At 43.7% G+C, this 11,790-nt stretch carries 10 protein-coding genes; 3 read left to right on the plus strand and 7 right to left on the minus strand.

Annotation, left to right across the window (positions count from 1 at the left end; translation table 11 throughout):
* Positions 1-12: 12 nt before the first annotated feature.
* The 5 genes from icmH to HLM86_RS12645 are packed head-to-tail and all read right to left on the minus strand — an operon-like array spanning position 13 to position 4,657.
* Positions 13-804, minus strand: coding sequence for a type IVB secretion system protein IcmH/DotU (gene icmH, locus HLM86_RS12625; protein WP_076590320.1), 792 nt, complete (start codon positions 802-804; stop codon positions 13-15).
* Positions 801-2,126: a type VI secretion system baseplate subunit TssK gene (tssK, locus tag HLM86_RS12630; RefSeq protein ID WP_076590319.1), complete on the minus strand. Its 1,326-nt coding sequence runs from the start codon at positions 2,124-2,126 to the stop codon at positions 801-803. Before tssK ends, icmH begins: the two co-directional genes overlap by 4 nt.
* Before the next feature lie 11 nt (positions 2,127-2,137).
* A complete protein-coding gene (gene tssJ / locus HLM86_RS12635; protein WP_170883034.1) occupies positions 2,138-2,638 on the minus strand; it encodes a type VI secretion system lipoprotein TssJ in 501 nt (166 codons plus the stop codon).
* Positions 2,631-4,043: a type VI secretion system-associated FHA domain protein gene (locus HLM86_RS12640; RefSeq protein ID WP_170883035.1), complete on the minus strand. Its 1,413-nt coding sequence runs from the start codon at positions 4,041-4,043 to the stop codon at positions 2,631-2,633. Before HLM86_RS12640 ends, tssJ begins: the two co-directional genes overlap by 8 nt.
* 11 nt (positions 4,044-4,054) lie before the next feature.
* On the minus strand, positions 4,055-4,657 hold the full coding sequence (locus HLM86_RS12645; protein WP_076590316.1) for a hypothetical protein: 603 nt from the start codon (positions 4,655-4,657) through the stop codon (positions 4,055-4,057).
* 468 nt (positions 4,658-5,125) lie between these two features.
* Between HLM86_RS12645 and HLM86_RS12650 the strand changes: the two genes are divergently transcribed.
* The 3 genes from HLM86_RS12650 to HLM86_RS12660 are packed head-to-tail and all read left to right on the plus strand — an operon-like array spanning position 5,126 to position 10,347.
* Positions 5,126-6,460 (plus strand): type VI secretion system ImpA family N-terminal domain-containing protein, encoded by a 1,335-nt coding sequence (locus tag HLM86_RS12650; protein ID WP_170883037.1) that lies wholly within the window; start codon positions 5,126-5,128, stop codon positions 6,458-6,460.
* 2 nt (positions 6,461-6,462) lie between these two features.
* The gene (gene tssM, locus HLM86_RS12655; RefSeq protein ID WP_170883040.1) at positions 6,463-9,858 is read left to right on the plus strand and encodes a type VI secretion system membrane subunit TssM; all 3,396 of its coding nucleotides are present in this window, start codon (positions 6,463-6,465) and stop codon (positions 9,856-9,858) included.
* Positions 9,859-9,897: 39 nt separating this feature from the next.
* Positions 9,898-10,347: an Lrp/AsnC family transcriptional regulator gene (locus HLM86_RS12660; RefSeq protein WP_076590313.1), complete on the plus strand. Its 450-nt coding sequence runs from the start codon at positions 9,898-9,900 to the stop codon at positions 10,345-10,347.
* Positions 10,348-10,488: 141 nt separating this feature from the next.
* On the opposite strand, the gene HLM86_RS12665 is transcribed toward HLM86_RS12660, so the two are convergent.
* A complete protein-coding gene (locus HLM86_RS12665) occupies positions 10,489-10,803 on the minus strand; it encodes a cupin domain-containing protein (RefSeq protein ID WP_076590312.1) in 315 nt (104 codons plus the stop codon).
* 442 nt (positions 10,804-11,245) lie between these two features.
* Complete coding sequence (locus HLM86_RS12670; RefSeq protein WP_143678291.1) at positions 11,246-11,755, minus strand: PAS domain-containing protein; 510 nt, start codon at positions 11,753-11,755, stop codon at positions 11,246-11,248.
* Positions 11,756-11,790: the final 35 nt, after the last annotated feature.

Here is an 11,790-nt window from a genome sequence, read left to right on the forward strand (position 1 = left end):
ACGCAGACTTTTTTATTGGAAATTTTCCAGTAATGTTTGGAATTTAGTATCAATCACTAAATACGTCGCCACATACATTAAAGAGAATATTATCGCCGAGACACCCAAAATGATCCGAGGTGGGATAACTCTTTTCAAAGGTTGCTTGATATACTTCGCCTTTAGATTGACCAAAGACACCTTTTCATTTTCCGCTAACCTTTCATCCTTAATCAGACGGTACACGGTGTTAGCAATATCCGATAATTGTTCTTTACCTCGCTCTTCTCGACCATACTTGCCTTGAAAGCCCAATTGGATCAATAAATAAAGCAGTTCGATAACATAACGATAACGTCTAGGATCCGCTTTTAATCTCTCTAAAATGGTAAAGAATTTGTCGCCGCCGGATGTCTCGTTATGAAACTCGGCAAGCAAACTATTTTGGCTCCAGTTACTGTTGGCTCCCCATTCTTCGCGACATACAGATTCGTCTATCGCTGCGCACAAACAATAACGAATCACGAGGATGGAAGCTCTGTCCACTTCCATCTCATTGAGCTTGCGTTCACCTTTGCGGATCTCTCGAGCAATTTGCTCACGAAATGGCATCGGGTCTTCCAACCAAGGGATTGACGACATACAAGATAGACAAGCGATCAACCACGAAAACTGATCGACCAATGGGTTAACCCCCATCGTTTCAATCAGGGGGTCTTTAACCGCGATGTTTCTCGAAAGGTCTGGAGCGGGCATCACCTCCATTGGCTTGCCCGGCTCCGGCTGAAAGAGAACAACTGTCACATCGCTATCTATATAACTCATGTTCTAACCGCCCACAGCTGTAGAGACAGATTTGCAAAATCACCTGATACATGTACAGCGATCGCCGATGCTTTTTCCAAAGCAGACCACTCTTCACTGGAACGATCGAGTTCAAAATACGTGTATCCAGCGTGGTAAGGCAATGCGCGTGGAACAACAGGCATCGGCTTAATACCAATTCCTGGAAGCTGCAAGTTGATTAAATCACGGATATTATCCATCGCACCAATTTTCGTCTGAGTGACAAATTGTGTATGAAGAATATCAAGCGTCACATCCGCTTTCACTGCTAATATGAAGGTTGCAGATTCAACCACCTTCTTATCAGGGATCACAGCGGTGCGGATCCCAAAGTTCTGTTCTTTTAATGTCAGCGGAATAGCGCGTTGCTCTGACATAACACTCAAGGTACGTTTGGCGTTGTCTAGCGTACGTGATAGACAGTGGGTCAAATCACCGTGGTTGTATTCAATAAACTCAGGCGGTCTTCTAGAGACGGTACATAGAGTAGCCAGCTCTCCTTCAGCTTGAAGCAACAAGCGGTAAAGAGACTCAGGATGCACTCCCTCAACGCTGGCGAGATGCCAAAATAGCGGCTCATATCGATTCAGTGTTTGTAACAACATAAAATCCGAAACCGTAGACACACCTTGCTGATCAACCGTACCCAAGCGTTCAACAATCGACTCAGCTCGGTGCTTCAACATTGACGCAAATTCATTGGTAAACTTCTTGAGTACAATAGACGCGCTAATATCAAGACAGGTTGGGATATACGTTTCATCCAAGACAACACTACCGTCAGGTTTAACCTCTGAAATTTTTAAGATTGGGATGGCGGTGTAGGCACTGCGATCTTCATCTTCATACATCAGACGAAATGTGAGTTTACCGACTGCAATGTTAGCCGTATCTTCACTGTCGTAGCTCGAATCAACCGCATCCTGATGTTGAACCAAATAACGCGCACCATCTCGGTCGGAACCAAAGAGTTCTTCACGTTCAGAAGGCAGTGGGCAACACAAATAAAGAACTTTATCCGTTATCGATGGGTCGACCTCTTTGACATCCGGCACTTCCGCCAGAACGGGCAAATCAAAAGGCGTTTTATCCTGAAGAATACCGACGGCACGAGTTACGGACACTTTACCTTGAGTTAATAAATCTGTGTTGATTTCGATGCGGTTCACTCCCCAGTGGAGCGGTGAACTGCTGGAAAATAGCATAGAACTTAATTTGGTCTGGGCACGATCAAACTGCTGAAAGTGCTGTGGCTTCATGAACATGCCATCCTGCCACACTACCGGATTAAATAACGACATTGGGTTGTCCTTTAAAAATAACTTTGTTCAATTCCACGCGTAGAGTTAAACGAAAGCTCGCTTCCCTCCAGCATCAGTTTTAAATAGTATTCCGATTTTTCTTCAACCACTTGTACTTTGCGCCATGAGGAACCATTGATATCACGAAAGGCAGCAGAAAAACCAAGTGCACGCGTTCCAGGATCGAGAGTCAGTATTTCGTGGATATTTTCCCCCGGTTGCAACTGATACTCGTATCGCTTGATGTATTCATCGCCTAAAGAGGCTTTATCATTCTCAAACAGTGCAAAAAAATCCAGATTTCTGAACAACACTGGTGAACTCAATTCATGAATGCGCAGAATGACTGGTGAAGGTTGCCCACCCTCTCGCTTATTAAGCGTTGGTGAAGCCTCGATGATCAATTCAATCGAGGCCGTTTCTGGTGTAATGCCACTGGACTCTTTAAACTGATCCCACATTGAACAGCCACTCAATACTACCGTTAAAAGCACAACAATAAATTTACGCATATTTTTCTTTTAGTAACCTGTTGTAGTTTTCCTGAACAAGTTTGTTCGTCCCCAAACCGTGCACGCCCTTTAAGCTCTCCAAATAATGCAGTTTGTAGCTATCCCACAGCTTTTGTTTAGCAAGAAAACCTTTCTTTCCAGCTTTCTGCTCAAACACCATAGGATCGTAATGACCGACACTTTCTTGAACATAACGGTTTACCGCTTGTTCATAGAGAGATTGATGCTCGTTGATCTCATCGAGCATCTGTTCAACCAGCTCATTGGGCGTCAGCATACTTTGGTTATTGAGGTCTAGCATCAAACTGATTAGATCCGTATCGGGCGCAGATGATGATTGTTTGAGCGTTTCTATTTCCGTCAAGTCACTTTGAAGCTTGTTAATACATAAACGCAGACACATCCCCATTTGTTCAAATAATTTAGGATCGTGACCAAACAATTGATTCTCACTCACCCCGAGCCCTTTTTTAAAAGAAGACAGCAGGTCATCGGGTGTGCCCTCGGTAAAGGGACGCTCAGCAGGGACCTCTGAATGAGATTCCATCGTCGGTGTGGTTAGCTCTTCCCATTGTTCACTACTGGCAACGTTCGTCTGACCGTTGGACAACGATGAGGGGGCAGGTTCAGCAGACAAGTGAGAGGGTGCCAAACGCTGTGCTTTGCCCACAGAGTTAACATGGGGTGCCTCTACAGATTGAGACTCGAAAGCCGTTGCTGCTTTATCCGAACGTAGGCTGTCGGCCTCTGACATCCAGTCCTCTGGTATCAAACTAGGAACATCAAATTCGGAATACACGCTCAGGCTGTCGTCGGCGATCTGGCGTTGGGATTCACTTGAAACCACAAAATGGTCGAGCTCATCACTTTCATTACGAATCAAATGGTCATCACTTTTATCGAGCGAAAATTCAAGATGGGCAACCGGGTCTGTCGCATCAGAATCTGCCGAGCGAGTCTCCATAAATATATCTTCGAGCGCACCCTGCTCAACGTGATCTTCGTGTGCTTCGCCAAGATTCACCAGCGGGTCGGTTGTGTCTCTTTCCGGAGTAATATCATAAGCAATGTCGGCTGCATTCGTGGTGCGCTCAACGCTGATCGCCAATTCATACTGCCCCAACACGATAACGTCACCTTCATGAATTGGAATCGGTTGGTTTTTCAATAACTTGTTGCCATTGACTAAAAGTCCATTGGTACTCACATCACTGATGTAGTAGCCGTCCCCATACACACTGAGTAAGCAATGTGTGCTGGATATGTAGCGGTTATGATCGACCAAGGGCACAGAACAACCTGGGTTGCGGCCGATCGAGCCACCACTTTCCGGCAACTCGACGAATTTCGCTCCCGTGTACTCTTCAGGATGCTTTGAAATGACTATAACCAAGCGCTCTAACAAAGCTCTATCCTCTAGAAAAGAAGTGACACAGTAAGTTCGAGACCGCCCAAACCATCATTATATACAGGCAAGATGTAAGAAACCTGCGGTACTATCTGAATGTGCGCATCTGGGTCCCCCCCCAGCTTGATGACACTACCTAGGCTGACGACCGCACCCGCTTCGAACTGGTCGATTTCATCCAGTTGCTCACCGTACTTATAGCCCTTGCTATCAACAACCCAACGATTTGAATACTGGCTATAGGCGGCCGAAACACCCGCACCTATATAAGGTGTGAAAACTGACCAAGTGCCGAGTGCGTATTGAGGGACAATCCGAAACTCATAATTGGTCACTTCCTGATAAATCCCATTTGCAGGCGCATCGACAGATTCATTGAGATAATTAAACCCCAACCACCAACGCCAGCGATTATTATCTTCATCAATTGGTCGTGTATGAACAAGACCGTAACGCATAGCATTACTGGTCCCGCTGTCCCCTTGCTTATAATCAATGCTATCGATACTTAGCATGTTGATAGAACCGCCGTAGCGCTCCCCTTTCGCGTTTGCTGAAATTGGCACTGAGCAGGCAAGCACCAATAAGCCCAATCGAGTTAGCTTGGTCATCCTTTCATCCTCAAAGGGTCTAAAGTCAAATCAATAATAATGATTGAGCAAAATAGCAGGCTATTTTAAAAATACAAGTACCAAGGTAAAAAGCGGGGCAATTCTGTCTTTTCTCCTAGCCGTACCTGCTTTTCGACTATGAAAATGGGTATTTTAACTAGTGCTCAAACCTCAGATGGTCTGGTGTTTTTTTGAACTCATCTTCATCAATCGTTAATAGTACATCGACCCATTAATCAAACTAGGCATAAAAACCCCAAAATTAATTGATAGGATTATCATTTAGAGCTATAACTCTATTGTTCAAGATCACAATTATTAAACTTTAATTAGGTTTAATCATTTATTATTTACAATTCACTTTCCACCGCTTTAAAATCCCATCCGAAAATAAATAAACATAAATAAATATGCAACGTTCAGCGTTGTCCTTACATTTCTGCAATTAACGTCATTTGGATAGGCTTAATGTACTTTTCAGACTTTGCTCGTAGGCCAGTAGACGAGCTGAACCCTTGCGGGGTGAACCCAAATAATTTGGAAGAATTCGAAGAAATAAAGCGACAAATCAATAATATTAATAAGGTCACTGGGCGAGTATCTTGGAAAAAGGTACAACAGTTATCTAAAGCTATTTTAAAGTCCGAGAGTAAGGACCTACGTTGTGGTTGCTACTATACTGTTGCAGCAGCGCACAATGATGGATTAAATGGCTTCGTCGATGGGTTGAATGCCATCTATGATTTGTGTGTCGTTTACTGGTCATCCTCGTTTCCAGAAGTTTCAAAAACCAGTGCTAGAGTTGGCGCGTTTGAGTGGCTGGTCGAACATGCTGAAAAGCGTGTCAAGCAATTCAACATTTCTGCGGATGACAGAGTCGTTCTTGAAGCGGGGCACAGGATTTGTCTTCGTATCGAAGAAGAGCTTCGGCTGCATTATGGACATAAAGCCCCTTCATTAGGTGGCGTGCGTCGTTTGTTTGGCCAGTATATCGATGAATTAAAAGAACAAGAAGAACGCCAACAAGAAGCTAGCCAGCGAAAGAAAAAAGAATCCAACCCTCCGACTCAGGCAATGATGTCTGGCGGGATATCCGTCAACGTCAAACCACCCAATTCAGTAGCCCAACAGCCCAAAGCCGATCAAAGCAATGAGAAAAATTACTCTGTGTTGATAAGCGTTGCAGCTGTCACCTTACTGTTTATTTTCGCACTCAGCGCTTATTATATCGATAAGCATCAGAGACTGAACGATTACCAACAGAAAATTGAGTCAGCAGAAGCTTCGGTTCTCTTGAACGTTACCAAACTGTTGAGGTTAGAAGATAGTCAGACACTTGGCTCTCTCAAAGAGCCCTTAATCAGCACCGTTGATACGCTTGTTTCAGAACTTGAAACGTCTCCGGAAAAAATAGGTCAAATCGACAGGCTCACCCTTATCACCGCGAATCTATCTCAACTCTATCCAGATTCATCATCAATCCAAGTGCTCTCGTCTGAGATCGACCGTGTCAAAGCCAAACTTGAAACAGACTTTAATCTTGTTAGTCATAAATTTTCGAGGGCAAGAACAGCGATTGCCAATTTAAAAAGTAATGCCGAGCGCCCCAATATAGAATTGGCCTATCAATACAGCAACTCGCTATTTCCTTTATTAGGGCGAATTGAATATGCTGAAAAAACAAACAATCGAGATGAGTTAGATCGCGCATTAGTACTATTAAACGTTTATTTGTACAAGATTGAGCAGTTGAAAGCATCACAAGACAACGAATCGCCTACTAAAGAAGCTGTGGTTAAATAACTATGTTAAAAAATATATTACGCCATCCGGTATTTTTATCCACACTACTCGCGCTTGTCCTGATAGGTGGCCTGCTAACCCTACGTCTGTTTTTTCCGGACACTATTTCACAAACGATTGTGTGGATTAGTTTGGCGATCATCGCCACTGCTTATATTGCTTATCAAATCATTTTTGTCTTAAAAAAGAGAAAGAAAAACCGCGATCAGCAATTAGAAACGGAAGAAGAAGCGCTGGGTTTAGTTTTACGCCCTTTGCTCGCTCGGTCAAAAAATAAACCGATTTACCTAATGCTCGGTAATAAAGCATCAGGAAAAAAACAGTTCTTAATAAGCTCCAATGCCATTAAATCCATCGACACTTCAAGGACGAAGAAGAACGACTTTTTTGAATGGTTCGAATCAGACGAAGCAGTATATCTTAAACCTGATCAACGTCTCGTATTCCAAGAAGTCTCGGCGGCGGATAAATTACTTTGGGATACATTGATCTCTGAAGTAATAAGAAGTAGACCAAGGAAGCCTTTTGCAGGCTGCCTGTTCTTTACCGATCTGGAGTTTTTGATTATCTCTGAAGAGGAACAAATCGACTACTCCCTCACCGCATTGATCGAACGTTTAACGTCAATATGTAGCCGCACAAATACAGCGCTCCCTTTGTATGCCGTTGTGTCTAAGCTTGACAAATTGCAAGGTTTTAAAGAATACGTTCAACTCAGTCCATTAAAGAAAAACGTTGAATATTTATCCATCCCATTAAAAGACTCAAAAGGGGTCTTGGTCGATTACTATCGCGATAGCTTTAAAAATTTGGTCACCGTGATTGAAAAGAATGCCCTCGACTCAACCGCACACTCTAATGATACTAAAGAAAAACAAGCGATCCTTTCGTTTCCAAAACAACTTGAAATCTGCCAGAAAGAAATTGAGTATGTGGTGCAACGCTTAAGTGAAGTCAACCGAGGCGCTTATTTCCTTGACCTACGTGAACTGTTCTTCTCTTCATGCCTACAAGGTGGGAGAAAATACAACCTACTTGCCAAAAGCTGTAGTCACTACTTTAATCTGCCGATCATCGCCTCTGAACATACTCAACTTTCGGAAACACCCTATTTTACTCGGTTTTTGGTCGAATCTCAGATTCTTCCGGAAGCCGATGTTGCTGGGGAGAATAAAACCTATCTGAAGCGTATTTTGCGTCAAAGTCGCCTTGCGATGGCCGCCTCTGTACTCTTTTTGGCCGGTGGTGGTTACCTTCTTGGCAATACGCTGGATATGAACTTACGCGTTATTTATCAATTACTCAACATTGAAGCCAGCGAACAAACATCCGTCGATACACTGTCGCTCAACGACAAACTCGCTCGCGCGATTGCTCGCATTGAACCCATTTACGAGGCATGGGAGAAAGGCAGCTCAGCTCTCGATCAGGAAGTGATGTCGCTGAATGTTAGTCGCTTGGAGCCCGCCACCAAAATGGCGTACGAAACCATGCTGAAAGGGATCGAAAGCGATTTACTTCCCGTCATAGAGCAATCTTATCGTGTTCATTTAACCAAATATCAAGACCAGCCAATTCAGTTACTTTCAGTACTTAAAGGTTATTTGATGTTCAAAGAGCCTTCTAAGCGCGATTTGGCGTTTATGACCAACCAAACACAATCGACATTAACAAAAGTTGTCGGCGACAAAGCGCAGGTTGACAAAGCCCTGACGTTCCTTCGCGCTTACTTCAGAACAGAATTTGACCCGATCAATATCGACATGGGCATCGTTCGGGCAACGCGGAGAAATCTCCTTAGCCAATCCAATGTCGATCTGGTTTATGCTCAGCTCATTGATCAGGCCAGCTCTATCGATTTAGGGACACTCAATATCGAACGAGCCGTCGGTTTTGATTTCAACAACATCTTTAACGCGAAAGTTGACAACCAATTGCTCGATATTAACAAAGTCTACACCGCGACAGGCTTTAGCACCTTTTATCGACCTCGCATTGACCTGATGTCCAAAGATGTCATCACAAACAACTGGGTGTTGGGCTTATCCAGAAACGTGACTCCAACAAAAGAAGAGCATGAAGCGTTCAAAGACCAAATTCGTAAGAAATACACCGACGACTACATTAGTGACTGGCGGAACGCATTGAGTGAGCTTAGAGTCAAAAAGTACGATTCCATTGGTGATTTAACCAATGCCATCGACCTTGTTTCCGGACCAGCATCACCGCTGACCACCGTCCTTAAACAAGTCTATTCGAATACCCACTTTTCACCCTCTGCAGAGTCGAAACTGTCGCTTAACACCTTGCCTAAAGGAGCAGATCAAGTTATCGACAAACTGACGGATACAGCTGAAGAAGTATTGGAACCCGATTACCTGCTGATGAAACGTGTCGAACAAGCATTTTATCAGCTTAATCAGTTACAAATGAGTGAAACACCCAATTCGCCGACACCATGGGATGAAATTGTCACAGCTCTCAGCCGTTTGCGCACTTACATGAAGGACATTTCAGATTCTCCGGATCCTCAGATGGCGTCACTCATGGCCGCACGTGCACGTATGACCAGTACCGAAGCTGACCCAATCATTCGTCTGAAACAAATCGCCCAAAAATCTCCTGAACCTGTGAGAAGCTGGCTATTGGGCTTAGTTCAACAAAGCTGGTCTGTGATGATAACGGAGTCAGCCAAAGGTGTTCAGACTCAGTGGTACAGCGAGGTGTATACCAAGTTCCGTGATTTGGCGTTAAACAAGTACCCCTTCGATCTTAATGCAGAAGAAGAAATCGCATTGGAAGATTTCGAATTGCTTTTTGCAAAAGGAGGCATCTTGGATACCTTTGCTCAGGAGAACTTGGCTTCCTTTTACGACACCAACTTATGGACTGCCAAAAGTGTTGATGGTGAGAAAATGCCCTTATCACCGCAATTGCTGGTCCAGCTTAAAAACTACAACGTGATCCGCGATACCTTGATTAATAAAAGTACCAACCGGGTATACATCCCATTTAGTACAAAGATCCTCGATTTGGATTCAAGTGCCATTCGAGCGACGCTTAAAGTCGCCGATTCGCAGATGAGCTACTATCACGGGCCAAGTCGCATCAAGGAACTCGAGTGGCCACCGCAAAGTGGTGACTTCAACGTGAGTATCACGATTCAAGACGTCACGGATGAAGGCAAGCAGTATGTCCTCAGTAAAAATGGACAGTGGGCGATATACCGCCTGTTAGGGCAATCTACGCTAACAAATCAACACGATGGGAGCTTTGTTAGTGATATTACGGTTTCAGGCCGAGATCTGAAACTAAGAGTTAAACCGCTTTCACAGCGTAACCCTTTTACGCTTGCAGAGTTGTATAACTTTTCTTTACCAGAAACCATCAACTTATAAAAAGTAATCTAATAAAAACAACGCAAGGCAGGATAACTAATGTCAACAACTAACCTTCAAGAGTTAGACAAACTAGATAGAAGAATTCTTTCTAGCCTATTGTCTAACGGTCGAGAGTCCATCGCTAATCTATCACGCAGCGTAGGGTTATCGCGTACCGCCGTTGCCGAACGCATCAGTCGGCTCGAAAAAACCGGTATAATCAAAGGCTATACGGCACAACTTAGAGCCAACAATGAAGTAGCAGCCGCAGCCAGCTATTTACTGATTTCTTGTGAAAAAGGGAAGAAAAATCATGTCATTGAAGCACTCAAAGAACTGCCTGAAGTCAAGCTCACCAGTATCGTTGGAGGCACCTACGACATTATTGCGTTGATTGAAGCTCCAGATCTGCAGTCGATACACACCCTATGTAACGAAATTGAGTCATTTAAGGGAATTCATTCCTTAAACAACACCGTGGTTCTTCATCACCCTATCAGACGATAGTTTTTGCTTTACAGGGTCGTGACATCCAAAAAACCCGCTTGTTAGCGGGTTTTTTTACATGCCGATTGTACAGCGGTTGTCTATATGCAGACACGATGGCGATAAAATGTAGACACGTCGATGTCACTGTACACCATCACATCAACGTTCAGGCTTCGGTTCTATCAACATTATCTTACTTTCACCATGGGCTAACGGTTTATGCTCTACGCCTTTTGGAACGACCAACATTTCCCCCTCTTCAATCGTGACAACACGATCACGAAACTCAACCCCCATGGCCCCCTCTAAAACAACAAAGACCTTGTCAGTCTCTGGATGAACATGCCATACAAATTCACCCTCTATCTTGACGAGTTTAAATTGACAATCATTCATTTCAGCGATCAGACTTGGTGACCAACATTCCGATATTTGGCTAAATTTTTCAAGAAAATTAATAGGTTCGGCTTTCATTTTCGACTCCGTATAACATTTATATTTGTAGATAGGCAGGACGAATTGCCTAAAGACTAGGCTCCAAAACATCGCACAAAATAATATGCAACCAATTGATAATTCAGAGGTATAGTGCCAACGAATAAGTCTTATTTCAATTATTTTACAGCGCGGTAGTGATATTAAAGCGCTTTCAACCGCTAAAAAATAGGGGTGGAAATAACCGGGTAAACCCTATCGAGAATACCGTTGATAAACGGCTTCCAATGAAACCCTGATTTCATCCGAAAGTTTTCTTCATATATTGATGAGCGTGGAGACAAAGAAACTAGGTAGCATCAGGCAGGCTCGATAGAACAATAAAAAAGTGTCCCCTTTGAACTTCATGTGGGACCGCTCGCTTATCTCCACCACCTCACGAGGCTGCGTATTGTTGCACCTCGGCATTTCTGAACAGGTTCTAGCTTGTCACATGCTGATATTGTTCGTAGACATTCAGCATCATTTGACTAATATCTGGACCCTCTTGGGTGAGTTGTTCAAGGTAAGCCATCGCTGCAGAATGCCCAGAGAGCGTTTCTTTCTCAGAACAAGTTTGATACACCTCTTTTACCCAATCAATACAGGGTTGAGGCAAAGCAAAGTGAACCGCTATGTACCCTTCATGACATCCATCAAGGGACAAGTCCGGATAGCTTAGACACAACACCCAAATTTGGCTTGATGTTGTGTCTATCTGGGTGAAAAAAGCAAAGGACTGACCCTTGTCTAACGTTTCTTTAAGTAAGGTTTTGAAGCAATCAGGTATATGTTTAGCGACAACCGATTCCAGTGAAGCGCCCAGTAACCCCTGTTCCGCAGCATGATCTAACGACATGAAGCCAGCGCTAATATAAATAATATCGCCCTTGCGGTTTGTTTTCAGAACCATCGGGGAATCAGATTGCGTAGCGTGTTTCGATCTATCCATATCTTTACCCTAGTCTTTTGGCTTAAGCGTAGGAT

Origin of the sequence: Vibrio ostreicida (genome assembly GCF_013074385.2) — a bacterium.
Classification (GTDB): Bacteria; Pseudomonadota; Gammaproteobacteria; order Enterobacterales; family Vibrionaceae; genus Vibrio; species Vibrio ostreicida.